The sequence below is a fragment of the Moraxella sp. CTOTU48841 genome (genome assembly GCF_032061225.1).
Taxonomy (GTDB): Bacteria; Pseudomonadota; Gammaproteobacteria; order Pseudomonadales; family Moraxellaceae; genus Faucicola; species Faucicola cinerea.
This window is the reverse complement of the sequence record NZ_DAMBFQ010000002.1, coordinates 143,333-162,817: the sequence shown is the minus strand read 5'-3', so window position 1 is coordinate 162,817 and position 19,485 is coordinate 143,333. Positions and strand designations below refer to the sequence as shown.

17 protein-coding genes are annotated in these 19,485 nt (G+C 43.7%); 11 read left to right on the top strand and 6 right to left on the bottom strand.

Going from position 1 to position 19,485, the window contains the following annotated elements; translation table 11 throughout:
* Positions 1-17 precede the first annotated feature (17 nt).
* Positions 18-581 carry a DUF2382 domain-containing protein gene (locus RT034_RS03520; RefSeq protein ID WP_313013744.1) on the bottom strand — a complete coding sequence of 188 codons (564 nt, stop codon included), beginning with the start codon at positions 579-581 and terminating at the stop codon, positions 18-20.
* A 170-nt stretch (positions 582-751) separates the two neighbouring features.
* A complete protein-coding gene (locus RT034_RS03515) occupies positions 752-1,585 on the bottom strand; it encodes a DUF2382 domain-containing protein (RefSeq protein WP_313013742.1) in 834 nt (277 codons plus the stop codon).
* A 497-nt stretch (positions 1,586-2,082) separates the two neighbouring features.
* Here RT034_RS03515 and RT034_RS03510 point away from each other — a divergent pair, with 497 nt between their 5' ends.
* Positions 2,083-2,724, top strand: a complete 642-nt coding sequence (locus RT034_RS03510; protein ID WP_313013739.1) for a DUF1294 domain-containing protein — start codon at positions 2,083-2,085, stop codon at positions 2,722-2,724.
* Between the two features lie 86 nt (positions 2,725-2,810).
* Here the strand turns inward: RT034_RS03510 and RT034_RS03505 are convergent, their stop codons facing one another.
* From RT034_RS03505 to RT034_RS03495, 3 genes are all read right to left on the bottom strand, one after another.
* A complete protein-coding gene (locus RT034_RS03505; RefSeq protein WP_312522427.1) occupies positions 2,811-3,989 on the bottom strand; it encodes a thiolase family protein in 1,179 nt (392 codons plus the stop codon).
* Positions 3,990-4,203: 214 nt separating this feature from the next.
* The gene (locus tag RT034_RS03500) at positions 4,204-5,541 is read right to left on the bottom strand and encodes a homoserine dehydrogenase (RefSeq protein ID WP_313013736.1); all 1,338 of its coding nucleotides are present in this window, start codon (positions 5,539-5,541) and stop codon (positions 4,204-4,206) included.
* A gap of 173 nt (positions 5,542-5,714) precedes the next feature.
* Positions 5,715-6,557, bottom strand: a complete 843-nt coding sequence (locus tag RT034_RS03495; protein WP_313013733.1) for a DsbC family protein — start codon at positions 6,555-6,557, stop codon at positions 5,715-5,717.
* A gap of 399 nt (positions 6,558-6,956) precedes the next feature.
* Between RT034_RS03495 and RT034_RS03490 the strand changes: the two genes are divergently transcribed.
* Positions 6,957-7,874: a DUF808 domain-containing protein gene (locus tag RT034_RS03490; RefSeq protein WP_313013730.1), complete on the top strand. Its 918-nt coding sequence runs from the start codon at positions 6,957-6,959 to the stop codon at positions 7,872-7,874.
* A gap of 105 nt (positions 7,875-7,979) precedes the next feature.
* On the opposite strand, the gene RT034_RS03485 is transcribed toward RT034_RS03490, so the two are convergent.
* On the bottom strand, positions 7,980-11,759 hold the full coding sequence (locus RT034_RS03485; RefSeq protein ID WP_313013727.1) for an Rne/Rng family ribonuclease: 3,780 nt from the start codon (positions 11,757-11,759) through the stop codon (positions 7,980-7,982).
* An 835-nt stretch (positions 11,760-12,594) separates the two neighbouring features.
* Between RT034_RS03485 and RT034_RS03480 the strand changes: the two genes are divergently transcribed.
* The 9 genes from RT034_RS03480 (at position 12,595) to rplB (ending at position 19,483) form a co-directional block, all read left to right on the top strand.
* A complete protein-coding gene (locus RT034_RS03480) occupies positions 12,595-13,677 on the top strand; it encodes an RluA family pseudouridine synthase (protein ID WP_313013723.1) in 1,083 nt (360 codons plus the stop codon).
* Positions 13,670-14,080, top strand: coding sequence for an Imm7 family immunity protein (locus RT034_RS03475; RefSeq protein WP_313013720.1), 411 nt, complete (start codon positions 13,670-13,672; stop codon positions 14,078-14,080). The genes RT034_RS03480 and RT034_RS03475 overlap by 8 nt, the downstream gene beginning before the upstream one ends.
* Positions 14,077-14,730 (top strand): HAD family hydrolase, encoded by a 654-nt coding sequence (locus RT034_RS03470; protein WP_313013718.1) that lies wholly within the window; start codon positions 14,077-14,079, stop codon positions 14,728-14,730. Before RT034_RS03475 ends, RT034_RS03470 begins: the two co-directional genes overlap by 4 nt.
* 70 nt (positions 14,731-14,800) lie before the next feature.
* Complete coding sequence (locus RT034_RS03465) at positions 14,801-16,366, top strand: Rne/Rng family ribonuclease (RefSeq protein WP_050324672.1); 1,566 nt, start codon at positions 14,801-14,803, stop codon at positions 16,364-16,366.
* A gap of 334 nt (positions 16,367-16,700) precedes the next feature.
* The gene (rpsJ, locus tag RT034_RS03460) at positions 16,701-17,012 is read left to right on the top strand and encodes a 30S ribosomal protein S10 (protein ID WP_007115544.1); all 312 of its coding nucleotides are present in this window, start codon (positions 16,701-16,703) and stop codon (positions 17,010-17,012) included.
* Positions 17,013-17,066: 54 nt separating this feature from the next.
* Entirely contained in the window at positions 17,067-17,705 is a 639-nt protein-coding gene (gene rplC, locus RT034_RS03455) for a 50S ribosomal protein L3 (RefSeq protein ID WP_099834379.1), read from the top strand.
* A 14-nt stretch (positions 17,706-17,719) separates the two neighbouring features.
* Entirely contained in the window at positions 17,720-18,322 is a 603-nt protein-coding gene (rplD, locus tag RT034_RS03450) for a 50S ribosomal protein L4 (RefSeq protein WP_313013714.1), read from the top strand.
* Positions 18,319-18,642, top strand: a complete 324-nt coding sequence (gene rplW, locus RT034_RS03445; protein ID WP_007115547.1) for a 50S ribosomal protein L23 — start codon at positions 18,319-18,321, stop codon at positions 18,640-18,642. The genes rplD and rplW overlap by 4 nt, the downstream gene beginning before the upstream one ends.
* 10 nt (positions 18,643-18,652) lie before the next feature.
* Positions 18,653-19,483 (top strand): 50S ribosomal protein L2, encoded by an 831-nt coding sequence (rplB, locus tag RT034_RS03440; RefSeq protein WP_007115548.1) that lies wholly within the window; start codon positions 18,653-18,655, stop codon positions 19,481-19,483.
* The last annotated feature ends 2 nt before the right edge of the window (positions 19,484-19,485 follow it).

Sequence of the window (19,485 nt, the reverse complement as noted above, 5' to 3'; positions counted from 1 at the left end):
AACAAAGTAGAAAGGAATTACTTTGAAACCAAGTTAACATCTTCAGGTGGGATATGCGTTGTCGCCAATACTGTTGGCTCATCGTATTCAACTTTTTCTTTAACCAATTCTTCATGGCGCAGTGTCACAGGAATTTGCGTTTCATGACTGACGTTTTGAGTCATTAACTGTACTTTTTCCGCCACAATGGTTTCAATATTCACTTTCGCTGTTTGTTGAAGTAGAGGAATCTCAATCGGGGTATCGCCTAAAGTAATCGCTTGCCCATTCACCATCAACTGTGGCACATTGACGTTATTAGTAACCACACTAACTAAATTATCATGAGAGGTGCTAGGCTGGGCAAATACATGTTCAATCACTAACACTTCTTGATTGAGTGTCACAGGAACGTTAACCGTTTGGCTGATGATTTTTTTTGATAATTTAATATTGTCTTTGATAAATCGCTCAATTTGCACTTGGGGGCGTTCAGCTAATAGCTCTAAGGTGTTAGTGGTATCTTCACGAAGATCGACGGTTTTAACAATGTTATCATGAGTATGGGTATCATTAGTGTTTAGTTCGGTAGTATTTGTCATCGGGTTTTTCATAAAGTGTTTTCCATTGCAAAGTTATTGTTCCAAAATTTTGTAATAATATATGACAACCACAAAAAAGACAGATGAAATCATCTGCCTTTTTCTAACCAATGGCAACACCGTTGGCAGAAGTTAAACTTTATAGTAGTTAACTTTAATGATATTTATTATTAAAGTTTACGGGGTGCATTTGTATCAATTGCAGGTGATACATTACCATCGAAGGTATCAACACCCGTTACACGCTCAACGCCATCTTTTTGTACATCTAACTCTTCACGGCGAACGGTTTCATTAAAGGTCTCAGTGCGAGTTTGTGCCACTTTATCTACGTTAACTTCTTCAGTGACATAAGTTTGTTTGTTGACATTTGCACGTTCTGCTTCAAGTTCAACCTCAATAGTGGCATTGTCATTATCACCGATGCTGCGGTCAGTAGGTCTGTTAACTGGCGTACGCTGGATATGCGCTTGTTCTTCAGTTAACTCAACGTTGACAGTGCGTGGCTCAGACACAACGTGTTTACCAACTTTTAGTAAACCCGCTACGATTTTGTCTTTATTGACTGAAATGCGTTCTTCAAGTAACTGTAATGTATTAGGTGATTGGTAATCGTTATCAGTAAGCTTAACAGGTGTGGCAGCACGGTCAAATACGTGACGGTCACGAACCGTTTGTTCTTCAATACTGTAGTTGTAGTCAGGATCGTAGCTATCCATTGTTTCTACAGTATCTCGGCTGAGCGAATCAAAGTATACATTGTCGTCTTGAATACGAGCTAAACCCGCTGGTACTAAAACTTCTTTCGAGCTAAACCAGCCACCTACATCAACAATGAAATAGCGAATACGGCCTGTGCTCTCATCAACTAAAGCACCTTGAATACTACCCACTTTGTCGCCATTGGCGCCATAAGCGGTTTTACCAGTTGGATCAAAATAATCGTTACCTAAAAGGTCAACGTGGGTGTCTTGGATATCGCGTAAACGTATTAAACTTGCCATGGAAAAATCTCCTTTAGATATCTTATTGTTTATTTTTTATTAAGGTAGTTAAGTTAAAAACTAAATAAATATAAGATAGTTTTTTATAGTTAAATGAAAATTGTTATAATAAAATTTTTAAGATTCAACAAATTAGATGTTTCACAGCTACTTGGTTGTTGAAACAGATGCTTAATTGTTGAAATCGCCGATGATAAAAACGATGGAAATTGCCATACGCTTAATCGTTCGACTTGCAAACAAGATTACTGAAAAAAGCTCCCATTAAGTAGTAGGATTTGATAAATTTTTGTTTAGAGGGTGTAATTGGCAGTTGTCTTAAGTAACTTTTGCAACCAAGCGTAAAAAAAATTGGCTTTTAGCAATAAATTAAAAACATATAAAAAAAGTTGGGTAGAGCACTTAGCGCGAAACACCATTGCCCACCCAATAAGGCGTTATAAAAGATAAGTAATAAAAAATAATAAGTTATCAAAACATATACTAGGTGATTTTCAATGACAAAATATCAGGGAAAAATAATCCACTGGCAAGATGACAAAGGCTTTGGATTTATTGAGCAAACCGATAACAATTGGCAAGACCCAGCTATTTTTTTTCATATCAGTGAATACCGAGCGAACCAACGTCCTGTGCTTAATGAAGCGGTAGTTTTTGAAATGGGGCAAGGCAGAGATGGCAAACCCTGCGCTGTCAACGTGCAGCAACAGACGTTTGTCAGACAAAAAATTGCCCAACAAAATGCCCGCCAAGTTCGTCAAGCTCAAAACGGCCTTAAAAATCAAACATTACTCACGTGGGTGGCTATTGGGGTGCTGTTTTTTATGTTACTGACCGCTGTTGTGCTGGTTAAGCACTTACCCTTATGGATTATAGGTTGGTATTTTGCGATAAGTTTGGCGACCTATCTGCTATACGCGCATGATAAAAAAGCTGCACAAAATGGAGATTGGCGCGTGCAAGAAGCGTCACTCTATAAATTAGCTTTTGCTGGGGGTTGGGTAGGGGCGGCGTTTGCCCATTGGTTATTGCGCCATAAATCAACCAAACCAGAATTTCGTAGGGCTTTTTACTTGACAGTGATGGGTAATCTTTTAGCTTTGGCAATCATAAGTTATATCAACCTAAAAATCAGATGATTGCTTGATAGATTGATTGTTATAGATCGATCGTTGAGTAAAAAAATCCCTAATATAGATTAGGGATTTTTTTTAGCATGAGACAATTAGATTAATTCAATCGCTAAGGCAACCGCTTCACCGCCACCGATACATAGGCTAGCAATGCCTTTTTTACCGCCTGTGCGTTTGAGTGAGTTGATGAGTGTGACTACGATACGCGCACCCGATGCCCCCACGGGATGACCCAATGCACAAGCACCGCCTTCGATATTAACCTTAGCATGATCAAGGTCATTTTCTTGCATAGCAAGCATGGTTACCATGGCGAATGCTTCATTGATTTCCCAAAGATCAACGTCTTCTTTGCTCCAGCCAGCTTTTGCTAAAACTTTTTTCACACACTCGATAGGTGCGATAGTAAATTCGCTTGGGTGTTGTGAGTGGGTGGCTTGGGCAACGATACGTGCGACTGGTTTTAAGCCTTTTTCCTTGGCTTTGTCTTCTGACATCAATACAACGGCGGCTGCACCATCAGAGATTGAGCTTGAGTTAGCGGCAGTGACTGTACCATCTTTCGAGAACGCGGGTTTTAAGGTTGGGATTTTGTCTACATTGGCTTTACCGGGTTGTTCATCCGTGTCAATGACCACATCGCCTTTACGAGTTTTGACAGTAACCGGAACGATTTCGTTTTTGAAGTGACCTTCATTGATGGCGGTGTTGGCGCGTTTTAGCGATTCAATAGCAAATGCATCCATCGCCTCACGTGTGATACCCCGTTTATCTGCCATTTCTTGCGCAAATGCACCCATTAACTTGCCGGTATCGGCATCTTTTAGACCATCTAAGAACATGGTGTCTTTGATCTCGCCATCTCCCATGCGATAACCACCACGTGCCTTTGGTAGTACATAAGGGGCGTTGGTCATTGATTCCATACCACCTGCTACCACGATATCAAACTCACCACTACGAATTGAGTTGGCACCTAGCATGATAGCTTTCATACCAGAACCACAAAGTTTGTTGACATTGACTGCGCCTGTGGCATCTGGGATACCTGCTTTACGCATCGCTTGACGCGCTGGGCTTTGACCTGCACCTGCGGTTAAGATACAACCCATGATAACTTCGTCAATCTCTTCTGGTTTTACGCCAGCACGGTTAACGGCTTCTTTAATGACGGTTGCACCAAGCTCTGGCATTGATACTTCGTTCAAATCACCTTGGAATCCACCCATTGGGGTGCGAACGCCATCTACGATTACGACTGAATTTTCCATATTAAATTTCCTTTGCGTTATGGTTTTTGTGGTGACAAGCAAACTACAACATAAATCACTAGGGTCTATAAACAGGGTTGTAAACGGCAACCATGCCAATCACAATAGATGTTTTAAGTTTTGCTAATGTGATACATTTCATATTATCATAGTTAAAATGTAAATTAAACTACTGAAAATACTGTAAAATATCTCAGTCAAGTCTACCTAAATTTTACTGCATTAACTCATCCAACCGAATGCGCACCACCTTATCTGTCACGGTATCTAACGCTTCGATTTTAGCAATCGCTTCATTCATATTGCGCTCAACAACGGGGTCAACCATAATAATGACTGGCAAATCAGTGCTAGTATCATCATGCGCTGGCTGTTGCAAAATTGCATCAATACTAATTTTAGACTCACTTAAAATGCGGGTGACTTCTGCTAGTACACCCAAATCATCTTTGACTTGTAGGCGCAGATAGTAGCCTGTGATCATTTCATCGCTTGATAAGATGCGTGTGTTATTGAGTGTCTCAGGCTGGAACGCCAGATGCGGCACCAAATTGGCGGTTGAATCATTGGTCTCAGCAAGGGCGCGTACCATGTCCACCACATCTGCCATCACGGCTGATGCGGTCGCGCCTGCGCCGGCACCCGAACCGTAATACAAGGTTTGTCCGACAGGCTCTGCGTCAACCATGATGGCATTTTTTACCCCATTCACATTGGCAAGTAACACCTGTTTTGGAATCAAAGTCGGGTGTACACGTAATTCAATACCTTCTTCGCCACTGTCTAAAATACGACGTTTGGCAAATCCTAAATGCTTGATACGGTAGCCAAGCTCGTTGGCATAACGCACATCTTGCTTGGTGATTTTGGTAATGCCTTCACAGTAAACTTTGTCAAATTGCAATGGAATACCAAACGCGATTGACGCAAGCAGCGTCAATTTATGCGCAGCATCAATCCCTTCGACATCAAATGTCGGATCGGCTTCGGCATACCCCAGCGCTTGGGCTTCAGCGAGGACATCTGCAAAGTCCCGCTTTTTATCGCGCATTTCAGTCATGATAAAGTTGCCTGTACCATTGATGATACCTGCAAGCCAATCGATTTTGTTGGCAGCTAAGCCTTCACGTAAGATTTTGATAATCGGAATACCGCCTGCAACCGCGGCTTCATACGCTACTTTGACGCCCTTGGCATCTGCCTTGGCAAAAATCTCATTGCCATGTTCTGCCAGTAAGGCTTTGTTGGCAGTCACAATATGTTTGCCATGCTCGATTGCCGCTAAAATCACCTCTTTAGCCGTGGTCGTACCGCCCATCAATTCCACCACAATATCCACATCATCTTGCTGAACGATATCAAGCAAATCGGCAGATTGTTTGATATCTGTTGGGATATCGGTACGGTTGCGACGCGTGCCTACGTGGGTAATTTTAATCTCACGTCCTGTGCGACGCGTCATTTCATCAAGGTTGTTTTGTAGTAGTTCAACCACCCCAGTACCCACAGTACCAAGCCCTAAAATCGCTAATTGAATAGGTCGATTATTCATAAAAAAAATTCTCAAATGTCAAAAATATAAAAATAAAAGTTCAAAAGTTGGCTAGGTAAATATACCATGCTAACTTGTGATTGGTAAGGTATAAAATCCAATTGCCCAAAAAAATTAAAATAAAAAAACCAGCTAATGAGCACTAGCTGGTTTTTATCCCATCAGGGGTGAACTTATTTGAGGTTGAGCGCCTGTGCCAATTCAGCCGGTGGCACATAACCGCCAAGTTGATGACCTTCTGTGTCAAACACGGCTGGGGTGCCATTGATACCCAAATTTGCACCTAACTCATAAATTTTACGTACGGGGTTACTGCAAGCCGGTGCATTGATAGGCATGCCCAATTTGGCATCGGTTAAGGCTTTTTTGCGGTCACTGCTACACCAGATTTTTTCCATGATTGGCATGGTCTGTTCACTACGTGGCCAAGGTAGATAACGCACTTCGATACCCAGTGCATTTACCTCATCAATTTCACTGTGAAATTTACGGCAATAACCACAATCTGCATCAGTAAACACATAGATTGCTGCTTTCGTCTGCCCCTTGGCAGGGAAGATAATCATGTCTTTTTTATCAATGGTGGCAAGGCTGGCTTTCGCATCTTGCGCTTGCAAGTTCGCTGAGATATGCTCAGGTTTAGCACCACCGACTTTGATGATATCCCCTTGTACCACATATTGACCTGTCGCATCGGTAAAAAACGCCGGTAAACCTTCGGCTTTGACCCAATAGATGTTTGGCATACTGGTCGCTGTCACCGAGGTGATTTTGGCGGTGATACCTGATTTGGCTAAATTTGCCGCCAGCAGTTGCTGTAGCTGTGATTCATTTTTTGCCGCGGGGGCTGAGCTGTTAGTCGCTTCAAGTTTCTGAGTTTCAGACTTGGCGGGTGTGCGCGATTGGGCATTATCACAACCTGCCAAACCAACCATGCCAGCCACGGCGATGACACTGGTAATTAAACGGGTAGCTAATGAGGTTTTAGCAGGATAAGTTGCAAAACGAATGAGCATGAGAAAACCCACAGAACGTTAATATAGGTTTTTATTTTACCATATTGTTATGGCGTATGAGCGCTACCCCTGTCAACTTATTGTTAATAATCTACCAGGTCTACTAGGTCGGGGCTCACATTTTTGACCGTTTCAATTTTTTGCTTGTCTCAATCTTTCAATCCACTAAAAGCAATCGGCTCAAAGCCAAGTTCTATCAATTGATTGAAAGTTTATTTAATAAAGTTTGTTTAACTGGGTTGATTGAAAAAATTCAACGTTTAAGCGAATAACTATTGATAAGTTGCGATACAATTTAGACATTGTGTTTGAATGACAAATTTGTAAACTAACTAATCTTCAGCCAGTTTAATAACTATTATTATTTTTTCATCTTTTACTATTTTTTAGGAATTTATCATGGCAATTGCTAGTTTGTTAACCTTACTCGACGATATTAGTGTCATCCTAGATGATGTATCGGTGATGACAAAAGTCGCTGCCAAAAAAACGGCGGGCGTGTTGGGCGATGATTTGGCACTCAACGCCAATCAAGTGTCAGGGGTAAAAGCCGATCGCGAGTTGCCTGTGGTGTGGAGTGTCGCCAAAGGCTCTTTAGTCAATAAAGCGATTTTGGTGCCGCTGGCTTTAATCATTAGTGCGATTTCGCAAGCCTTGGTGACAGGATTGTTGATGATTGGTGGTTTATATCTGTGTTATGAAGGGGCAGAAAAAGTGGTGCACAAATTTTGGCCCCACTCTGGTAGTAACGACCCCGAGCAAGCCGAGCGGGTAGCAGCCAATGCCGATGAAAGTGTGGATTTGGTGGCGCATGAAAAAGAAAAAATCAAAGGGGCAGTGCGGACAGATTTCATTTTGTCCGCTGAAATCATTGTGATTTCCCTCGGCACCATTGCGGCAACGGTGCCTTTACTGGATAAAGCAATAACACTGGTAGTAATTTCACTCATCATGACAGTGGGTGTGTATGGCTTTGTTGCCATGATTGTCAAGATAGATGATTTGGGGCTGCACTTGCAACAAAAGTCATCATCGGCGGCACAAAGTATAGGTAAGGCGTTATTAGCCTTTGCGCCTATTTTGATGAAAGTGCTATCAATCGCCGGTACTTTGGCGATGTTCTTGGTCGGTGGTGGTATTTTGGCACATGGCGTTGGCGCGTTACATCATGGGATTGAACATTTAGGTGACTTGTCAGGGGCGTTTTCAGGCTTAACCACCAACCTATTAAATGCACTGGTTGGTTTGCTAGCAGGTTTGGTGGTAGTTGCGATCATGACAGTCATTTCAAAAATTCGTAACAAGCCTGCCCATTAGGAAAGCCCGTTCATTTATTGTAGCTAAAATTTGTCGCTAAAATAAAAAAGCAGTTCATGTTGAACTGCTTTTTTATTGCTATACGAGCACGCAAACGCGATTGATTTACTGATTGTGCTGCGGCGTTACCGACTCATCGTGAGAGGACGCTACGTCAGTTTGGGCGGTGGTCGTCGATTTTTTAGTGACAACCACGGCATTTTCCACCTTTTTACTGGTACGCGTTTTGGGTTTGGCTGCTGGTTTTTCGCTCGCCTTAGCTTTACGCGTACGGGTTTTCGGTGCTTTTGGGGTTGCCAAGGTCAGCATACCAACGGTTGCCGGTTTCATTTGTTCTGCCACACTTTCAATCATGTTCTTATAACTAACGGGTGTGGTTTTACGTTTTTGTGCAGCCGCTTCTGCGCTATCTTCTACGTCCGTTTGTTCAAGCGCTTCGGTGGCAGTGTTATGGTCTAATGCGGGTTCATCAGCTGTTGGCACTGAGTCAACGTCCTGATCCACTATAGCATCATCAGCTATTGTTGTCGCAGAGACTGGCGTATTGTGCGCTTGCAAGTAAGCTTCGACCAATTTACCTTGCTCAATCAACGCATGACCTTGCTCGCCCAAGCGCGCCACAATCCATGCGCCTACGCTACCTGTTTGATATGGCAGGTGGTTTTGGCTAGGCGACGCTGATTGAGTTGAGGCTGCTTCTACTTGACCGGTGACGCTGTCAGTTACATTGGAGTTAGGCTCAGCAACTGGCGGGTTTGAGTCAGTCGGCGCTTGAGTGACAGCAGTATTAACCAAGGAACCGCGTGGATCATTAATGGCACGTTTAGTTACCGCTGGTAACGCAGCGTCAGTTTTGCCTGCTTGGCGTTGGAACTGATTAGCTGGCAAAATGGCTGTATGATAATCATCCAAGTTTTGCGCAGAGAGACTGGCATAGCCATAGTTTCTAAAGTACTGCCCAAAACGCTGTTGTTCAGCCACTACGACATTATCTTTTGCTGGGGTAGTGGTGGTCGCAGCTTGATGATTAAAAGCATCGATGGCTTGGATAAAGCAGCTAACCACGCTGCCGGTTGCCATTTTTTCAGCGGCATTATCTAAGTACTGGTTAATAAACTGATTGACCGTACCTGAAATTTTTGTCACCGAAGTGCTCACGACAGAGGCAACTGGGCTAAATTGCGCTTGATAAGCCTTATAGACTTCGCGTGGGTCATTTTTGGCACGACCTTGGCTCGGTGTCACTGCCAGCTGTGCTGTGGCTGGCTCAGCGGATGGCGCAGATGGTGTGGATGCTGTAGAAAGCTCTGCTACCTCGTCATTGGACACTGTAACGCTGCTAGGGTTAACTGGCGTCTGAATTGCCTGTTCGGGTGTTGTGGGTTCGGTTGTCGTAGCCGATGCTAGTGGCTGCACCTCAGGTTTTGCAATTTCCCTTTTGCTGGCATCTAGCGAGAGATGCGTTGTTTCAACCGCAGCTATAGGCTGCTGTTGTTCAGTTTTAAATACTTGAACTTGCACACTGTTGGGGTCACGTTGTTTTGTGGCTTTTGTTTTTTCTGCTTTGGATAGGTTGTTTTTTCTACCATCGACAGGGGCAACAGCAGTATCAGTCGCTGTCACCTCAATGACTGCCGTGTTACTATCATCGTTTGCCAATGTCGGACGGCGTTCTTTGACCCCGCGGCTGTCACGGCGACTATTCGGCTCGCGTTTTGGCAGCTCACTAGTTTTGGCAGTTTTTGACGCATCGTTTGATTTGTCTTTGTTGCTGTCATTGTCCTGTGATGAAACTTCCGCCTCAGCCGCCTCAGATTGATAACGATTTGGTTTTTTAGCTTTTGGCTTGCGGTTACCACGTTTACGGCGCTCGGCATCTTTATCGCTTGATTCAGCCGTGGCTGAAGGTTGTTGAGACGCTTCTTGATAAGGATTGGCGCTGGTTTCACTGGTGTTTGCGCTCACCGCAGGGATACTTGCCGTCAATGCGGCGTGATTGATTTGACCTTGCACCCCCAAGCTTTGTGCGCCGGTATTGACGAGACTTTCAATCGCCGAAGCGGCATCTTGACCACTAAAGTGTGGGGTGACTTGTGCTTGCTGGGTAGGGGCAAACAAGTTCGATAGCCAAGCGACTGCAGAAGTTGCAGGCACAGTTGCGGCCGGCTGCACGGGTTGTGGCGCGGCAGCTTTGGCGGCAGTCGTATTGTTAGCAGTTTGCTGAGGCTTGTTGGATGGCGTTGCAGGGCTAGGCGTGGTGTTGGCGGCGTTGCTAGCATTGCTCCAGGCATTATGATTACCTGTCGGTGCTACACGGCTGACTTCATTGTCATCCGTGTGCCAGTTGCTAGTATCGTAGCCACGGTCTTTATATTCTTGTTGTTGGCTTTCGGCGACACGCTCATAGCTCGATGGCGCAAACCCGTCACTGTTATAAGTGATATTAAACTCGGGGGATTCAAGATGTGCATGCGGCAAGATAGTAATGCGCGTGCCACTTTCTTGCTCAAGACAAACGAGCGTTTCACGTTTTTCGTTGAGTAAAAATGCGGCGATATCGGTTGGCACTTCGGCTTGTATTTCGCCATGACGCTCTTGTAGCGCCCGTTGTTCGATTTGACGCATGATTGATAAGGCAAGTGAACGCAAGTCACGAATCATACCGGTACCGTGACAACGGGGACAGAGGTAACCTGTCGCTTCTTCAAGTGACGGACGCAAGCGTTGACGACTCATTTCAAGTAGTCCAAAACGTGAAATTTCAGCGAATTGGATACGCGCGCGGTCGTTTTTAGTGGCTTCTTTGAGACGATTTTCCACTTGTTTTTGGTGGTCATCGGTTGCCATGTCAATAAAGTCAATAACAATCAAACCACCCATATCACGCAGGCGTAATTGACGGGCGATTTCATCTGCCGCTTCCAAATTGGTATTAAACGCCGTTTCTGAGACATCCGCACCTTTGGTAGCTTTTGATGAGTTGATATCGATCGATACCAGGGCTTCAGTTTGGTCAATTACAATCGAACCACCGCTTGGCAAACGTACTTCACGTTGGTAGGCGGTTTCGATTTGTTTTTCAATCCCAAAACGGGCAAACATCGGCTCATAGTCAGTGTATTTGCGCAGTTTATTCGCTTGCTGCGGCATCACCGCTTCAATAAAATTCGCCGCTTCATTATAGGCGTATTCATTGTCGACCCAAATTTCCGTGATATCATCACGCAAGTAGTCGCGTACGGCACGGGTGACTACGCCAGCTTCTTGGTGCAACAGGCGAGGTGAGGGAAATTTTTGGCTTTGTTGTTGGATGCCTTTCCAAATGTTTAATAAATGGTCAAGGTCTTGTTGTAATTCATCCGTGGTTTTACCAATCCCTGCGGTACGGATGATAACGCTCATGCCTTTGGGTAGTCTTAGATCACTTAACGCTTGCTTCATCTCATCGCGCAACTTACCAGAGATTTGGCGAGAGATACCGCCGCCACGCGCATTGTTGGGCATCAATACCAAATAACGACCCGCCAATGAAATCAAAGTAGATAACGCAGCGCCTTTGTTACCACGTTCTTCTTTTTCCACCTGAACGATGAGTTCATCGCCTTCTTTAATCAGTTGTTTGATGTTATTGGTAGAGCGAGGGTCACCTGCTAGATACTCTGGGGCGATTTCACGAATCGGTAAAAAACCTTGACGTTGTGAACCGTATTCGACAAATACGGCTTCAAGCGATGGCTCGACACGGGTCACATGACCTTTATAAATATTGGCTTTTTTTTGCTCGCGGGTACGGTTTTCTAAATCGAAATCATACAAATGATTGCCATTGCACAGGGCAACACGGATTTCTTCAGCGTGGGTAGCATTGATGAGGATGCGCTTCATGTGTTTTCTCCTAAACACACAAAACATACGAGCGTAGATAAATGTTGCTATCAAACATTTAATGAAACAACGTCAAACAGTTTTGACTAGACTCGCTGATAGCAAGCGTAAGTGGCTTGATAACAAGGTTTGTTGTTCACCAAAAATTGCATGATTAAGTTGGATTATTGCCATAGCGAGGTTGTAAGCCTGTTAGGTAAATACAGCCATCATGCTGGATTGGGGGTTGTTGCCCAAAACAATGTGCGTTTTAGGACAAATGAATGAACCCTTTTTCCCTATTGGTCAAAAAGTGTTAGCGTTAGTTTTCGCTTTAAATGGCAAGCCTGATAAGTTAGGTTTTACAAAGGCGTGGGCAATTTAAAATGGTAAATCATCCAAAACCGTAAACGTTTATCTCAAAATCGCAACTACTGAGTTCATTTACCTAGGCGCATAATACGCTAATCGTTACCAGCAGTTTTGTGGTTGTAAGGCACAAAACCCACCATTTATCTGTTATCTCTATATATCACTAATCTTTACAAACTATTTGAACATGTTTTCAAATGACAATTATCTTCGTTACTCGTATGTCGTGTGCTGATATTGATTAAAATCAGTCTTAAAATCTATAAATATTGGCAGTTTAGTGCGCCCTATCGTGAGTCATACTGCCATGAATAAATTTCGGCTGTATGGGCGACAGCAAAGGCGACAGTTTAATTATCCCGCATACACTACTTTGAAATGAAGCTTAACAGGGTTTAAGTCGAATTGATGGCGCGAATTCATAGCGGCACAGGCACTAAACTGCTAAACTATAGCAAATTTTTATGTAAACGGCTATTAAAATATGACAGAGCAATCGCAGTCTCCCAAACGTCCTGCCTATCCTAGCAAAAAACCCGACACCCCATCGCAACAATCGGCTCATCAAACCCCAAAACGCACGCCTAGCAAACAACCCCAGTCTGCAGATGACGATATTTTAGATTTTGCTAAAGTCAATTACTTGACTGTCACGCGCCAGCAGCATGACCAACGTGTGGATAATTTTTTGTTGGGTCGTCTTAAAGGACTGCCGCGCTCACACGTCTATAATATGATTCGTTCTGACGAAATCCGTGTCAATGGCAAACGCTGTAAACCCCACGATAAACTGCAGCGTAATGACGTGGTGCGCATTGCACCCATCAAGCTTGCTACGCGTGAAAAACCCGTGATTAGTCCTGACTTTGCCCAGAGTTTGCTTGAGCGCATTGTGTATGAAGATGAGGGTTTAATTGTGCTCAATAAACCGTCAGGTATGGCGGTGCATGGCGGCAGTGGCGAGAGTTTTGGCGTGATTGAAGCGATGCGAGAAGCAACGGGTAAAAAATACCTTGAGCTCGTACACCGCATTGACAAAGATACCTCTGGCTTACTGATGATTGCCAAAAAACGCTCAACCCTTAAAACTTTACAAGAGCATTTGCGAGAAAAAACCTTGCAAAAAACCTATTTGTGTTTGGTGGTAGGTTGGATAAGTAGCGAAACACAAACCATTGATAAACCGCTGTTAAAATACACGTTGCCTGCCACACCAGAAGGCAAAAGCGGTGAACGCCGTGTCAAAGTGGATGTAAAATCCGAAGACAGTAAGCCAAGCCAAACCCAAGTTAACGTGTTGCAAAAATTTGAGTTGAATGGTCAAAAAGTCAGCTTAATTGAAGCCAAACCGCTCACAGGGCGTACCCACCAAATTCGGGTGCATTTGGCGAGTATCGGGCATCCATTATTGGGTGATGATAAATACAATCCGAATGTGGTTAAAGGCGATAAAAGCGTGCGCCGCTTGTGCTTACATGCTTATCAGCTTGCTATTCCAGAATATGAAACAATTACAGCCGAATTGCCAGAGGATATGCAAAGTTTAATTGGTAATGAAAATGATTGAATATTATGGTTGGGTGTGTGTCCGAGAAAGTTTTAATGAAGCCAACGAATCTGAAGAGATGATAGGTAAAATTTGGCAAGAATTTCTTTCTAAAATAGATATGACCTTTAAAAATTTAGAAAATCCACAGATTAAAACGGGTATTCTAAATGGCAACTATCAATTTATGATTTTCGGGTTTCATAATCATAAATCGCAAGAATTTTTTGACGTCTTAGAAATTTATCATTGGCTTGCTAAAAATGCTGTTGGCTCATATGGGTTGCTTCATTATTTTGACGATGAAGATAAAGCAGGATTCGACAATCAATTTCAAGTGTATAGTTTAAAAAAAGGTAAGTTTGAATGTCAGCAAGACAAATTATTATCTCCCTATTTTAATGAAATTGAAGATAGAAAATGACAACAAATAATTTCAAAAACAAATCCCTAATCATTTTTGACTGGGATGGCACGTTGATGGATTCGGTTGGCTTAATCGTCGATGCCATGCGCTATGCTGCTAAAAAGCACAGTTTAACCGTCACCGATGACGCCACCAAATCCATTATCGGCATTGCGTTAGTCGATGCGTTCCCCATGCTTTTCCCCAATGATAGCGATAAATATGATGAACTTTTAGCGACTTACTCAGAATATTATGTCAAGCATTGCGACAACGACAAACTGTTTGATGGTATTAAAGAATTGATTCAAGATTTACACGCTCAAGGCAAAACACTAGCGATTGCAACAGGCAAGAAACGTAAAGGGCTGCAGCGAGTATTGCCAAACTCTGGAATTGAAGCCTTTTTTACAACTACCAAAACCGCTGACGAAACCGCAGGTAAGCCAAATCCCTTAATGCTTGAGCAAATCTTGGTAGAAACAAGCACAAGAATTGAAGACGCTGTTTTTATCGGTGATAGTATTCATGACATCCGTATGGCAAATAATATTGGCATGGACAGCATAGCAGTGAGTTATGGTTGTGAAAAAGCCGATGTTTTGGCAAAAGAACATCCAACCAAGCTTGTGACCATAATCAATGAACTAAAACAACAGCTTATTTAGTTTAGCTTTGTGCAGATAACTAACTTCGAGTAGAATAACGGCAACTAAAAATTTTAAAAAGCTGTTTACAATGACCGAAGAACTACTCATCAACATCAGCCCATCTGAGAGCCGAGTCGCGGTGCTCGAAGATGGGATACTGAACGAAATCTTTATCGAACGCCATAGCAAACTTGGCTCAGTGGGCAATATCTACCTTGGCACAGTGGTGCGCGTACTGCCAGGCATGCAGGCGGCATTTATCGATATTGGGCAATCACGCACCGCGTTTTTGCACGTCAATGATATGCAGACCCTGCGTCCTAAGCTTTCAGCCATTGAACCGCCCAAACCGCAAAACCCCGCAATTGACAACACCTTAGACCCTGACACCACTACGCTTGCGATGACCACAACCACCTATCAGCCACCGCCTAGCGAGTTGATAGAAAACCGCTTGTATGAAGGACAGCGTATCTTGGTACAAGTGATTAAAGACCAATTAGGCAGTAAAGGCGCACGACTGACGACGGATGTGTCATTGCCCTCGCGTTATTTGGTGTACTTGCCGTATGGTGAACATATCGGGATTTCACAGCGGATTGATGGCGATGAGCGAGAGCGGTTAAAAACACAGCTTGGCGAGCTGATGCACCAAGTCAATCTGCAAGGCGGATTGATTGCCCGTACCGCTGCCGAAAATATCCCACAATCCAAACTTGAAGAAGATATTTATTATCTACTGCAGCTTTGGCGTATGGTACAAGCCCGCCGTGAACAAACGCCGACCCATCGCCGTTTTGAGCTGATTTATCAAGATTTATCGCTACCTTTGCGCGCGATTCGAGATTTGATTGGTGAGCAGACTGAAAGGGTGACGGTCGATAACGCCCGAGTGTTTGACGCTATTCGTCATTTTGCCAAAGAATTTGTCCCACTGATTTATCCACGTATTCAATTGTATGAAGGCGAGCAGGCGTTATTTGATGTTCACCGCGTTGAAGAGGATTTAAAAGACGCGCTCAATCGCCGTGTTAATCTCAAATCAGGCGGTTATCTCATCATTGACCAAACCGAAGCCATGACGACCATTGATGTCAATACAGGCTCATTTGTTGGTGGGCGTTCTCTTGAAGATACGGTGTATAAAACCAATCTTGAAGCCACCCACGCCATCGCCCGTCAGTTGCGACTGCGTAATTTGGGCGGGATTATCATTCTTGACTTTATCGATATGCAAGAGCAACAACACCGCGATGAGGTATTAGCAAGCCTGCAAGAACAGCTCAAACGCGATTATGCAAAAACCAACATCAGCGAAGTCTCAGCGCTTGGGCTGATAGAGATGACCCGCAAACGCACGCGAGAGAGCTTACAACAACAGCTTTGTGAGCCGTGTCCAACCTGTGGCGGTAAAGGCTTTGTCAAAAGCGCCGAAACCGTGTGTCTGGAGATTTTCCGCGAATTAATGCGCTGCGCCAGAACCTACAACGCCCCTAAGAAATTTACCGTGGTCGCAAATAGTGGCGTGATTGATTTGCTTGAAACCATTGAAGCGGATACAGTGGCAGAGATGGAATATTTGCTGGGTCGTCCGATTAATTTGGAGAGTGATAACCGTTTTAATCAAGAACAATATGATATTTTGCTAGATTAGCCTATTGCTTTTACCCAAAAAATCGGTATAATACAGCCCACTTAACTTATTGTAGGGCGACGAAGATGATTCGTCAATTCATAAAAGAATAAGCCCTTTAATACAGTCGCTCCATTGTTTGCGACACGAAATTAAAGAATACAGTTTCACCGACTATTAATAATGCTATCTATGTATTGCAAGTTAATAGTTTGAGTGGGACTGAAATTTTTTTATTTTCAAAAAGCGCCTGTCAAAAACAGGTAAAAAATGCAAGTTAGGTGTTTACTCAATAACAGCTTAACACCCAACGCAAATTAACCCATATCAAACTTTATATTAGGAGCTTACTGGCATGGCTAACCAGAAAATCCGTATCAGACTTAAATCTTTTGACCATCGTCTGATTGACCAATCAGCTCAAGAGATTGTTGATACCGCAAAACGCACAGGTGCACAAGTTCGTGGTCCAGTACCGCTACCAACTCGCATTGAACGCTTTAACATCTTAACCTCACCACACGTGAACAAAGATGCCCGTGACCAATACGAAATCCGCACATTTAAACGTATGGTAGATATCGTTCAGCCTACTGACAAAACAGTCGATGCACTGATGAAGTTAGATTTGGCGGCGGGTGTTGATGTACAAATCGCATTAGGCTAACCCCTTAGGGTAACACCTATATTGAATAACAGTAAAAATTAAGAGGTTAACAACATGGCGATCGGTTTAGTCGGAAAAAAATGCGGCATGACTCGTATCTTCACAGAAGCAGGTGTTTCAATTCCTGTAACTGTTGTTGAAGTTACTGCCAACCGTATCTCTCAAATCAAAACACAGGACACAGACGGCTACCAAGCTATCCAAGTAACAACGGGTGAGCGTCGTGATTCTCGTGTTAATGCAGCTCAAAAAGGTCACTTTGCAAAAGCTGGCGTTGCTGCAGGTCGCGGCACTTGGGAATTTCGCGTCGAAGACAGCGAACTTGAAGGCCGCGAAGCAGGTAGTGAAATCGCTGCTGACTTGTTCCAAGTAGGTCAAATCGTTGACGTAATTGGTACCAGCAAAGGTAAAGGTTTCCAAGGTGGTATCAAACGCCACAACTTCCGTTCACAAGATTGGACACATGGTAACTCAGTATCTCACCGCGTTGTGGGTTCTACAGGTCAAAACCAAACACCGGGTCGTGTATTTAAAGGCAAAAAAATGCCAGGTCAAATGGGTAACAAACGTGTGACCGTACAAGGCCTAGAAGTGATTTCAGTTGATGCTGAAAAAGGTATCCTAGTTATCAAGGGTGCAATTCCTGGTGCCAACGGTGGCGACGTTTTAGTACGTCCATCAGTTAAAGCTTAATCAAGGGGATTAACGTGAATCTAAATACAGTAACAGGTTCGGCGGTTGAGCTATCAGACGTAGCATTTGGTCGTGAATTCAACGAAGCACTTGTACACCAAGTAGTTACCGCTTATTTAGCGGGTGGTCGTCAAGGTAGCCGTTCTCAAAAAACGCGTGGTGAAGTATCTGGCGGTGGTAAAAAACCATGGCGTCAAAAAGGTACTGGCCGTGCACGTGCTGGTTCTATCCGTAGCCCAATTTGGGTCGGTGGTGGTCGCGCATTTGCCGCCAAACCACAAGATTGGTCACAAAAAGTGAACCGTAAAATGTACCGTGGTGCCATGCAATGCATTCTTGCTGAATTGATTCGTCAAGACCGTTTGGTATTGGTTGATGACATCAGCATTTCAGCACCAAAAACTAAAGAGCTTATCGCTAAACTTAAAGACTTAAATGCCCCTAAAGCATTGATCGTTACCAATGAAGTTGACGAAAATCTTTACTTAGCTGCTCGCAATATTCCATACGTCAGCGTACTAGGTAGCACTGAAGTTGATCCAGTTAGCCTAATTGCGTTTGACAAAGTCATCATGTCTGTCGCAGCCGCCAAAGAAATTGAGGGAGTGTTAGCATGAATAACGCAAGACTATATCAGGTACTAAAAGCACCTGTATTTTCAGAAAAATCTCAAATCTTGGGCGACACCTTAGGTGTGCAAGTGTTCAAAGTTGACACCAACGCGACAAAAAAAGAGATTAAAAAAGCCGTAGAATTAATGTTTGAAGGTGTTGAAGTAGTTAAAGTTAACACTTTGAATGTTAAAGGTAAGACAAAGCGATTTGGTCGCACGGTAGGTCGTCGTCAAGACTTCAAAAAAGCCTATGTGACCTTAAAAGCTGGTCAAGATGTTCAAGTAGCCGACGTAGCAGAACAACCTGCTGCTGACAACGAATAAGGATTACACAATGCCTATCGTAAAAGCCAAACCGACATCACCAGGTCGCCGATTTGTCGAGAAAGTGGTGCATCCACACCTTCATAAAGGTCGTCCTTATGCAGCATTAGTAGAGTCAAAAGGCAAAACTGGTGGTCGTAACAACAACGGTCGCATCACTACCCGTCATATCGGTGGTGGTCATAAACAGCATTACCGTGTTGTTGACTTCAAACGTAACAAAGACAATATTCCTGCTGTTGTAGAGCGTATTGAGTACGATCCAAACCGTACTGCACACATCGCACTACTTAAATATGCAGACGGTGAGCGTCGTTACATCATCGCACCAAAAAAATTGCAACAAGGCGATACCGTTATTTCTGGTGAAACTGCACCAATTCGCCCAGGTAACTGCTTGCCACTACGTAGCATTCCAGTAGGTACAGTGATTCACAATATCGAACTTAAAATCGGTAAAGGTGCACAGATCGCTCGTTCAGCAGGGGCTGCGGTTCAATTATTGGGTCGCGATGGTATCTATGCAATCGTTCGTTTACGTTCAGGCGAAACTCGTCGTATCCACGTAAATTGTCGTGCGGTTATCGGTGAAGTATCAAACACTGAAAATAACCTTAAATCATTGGGTAAAGCTGGTGCCAACCGCTGGCGTGGCGTTCGTCCTACCGTTCGTGGTACTGCAATGAACCCAGTTGACCATCCACACGGTGGTGGTGAAGGTCGTAACTTCGGTAAACATCCAACCAGCCCATGGGGTCAAAAGGCTAAAGGCCTTAAAACACGTTCTAACAAACGTACTGACCACATGATTATCCGCCGTCGTCGCGTCAATAAGAAATAAGG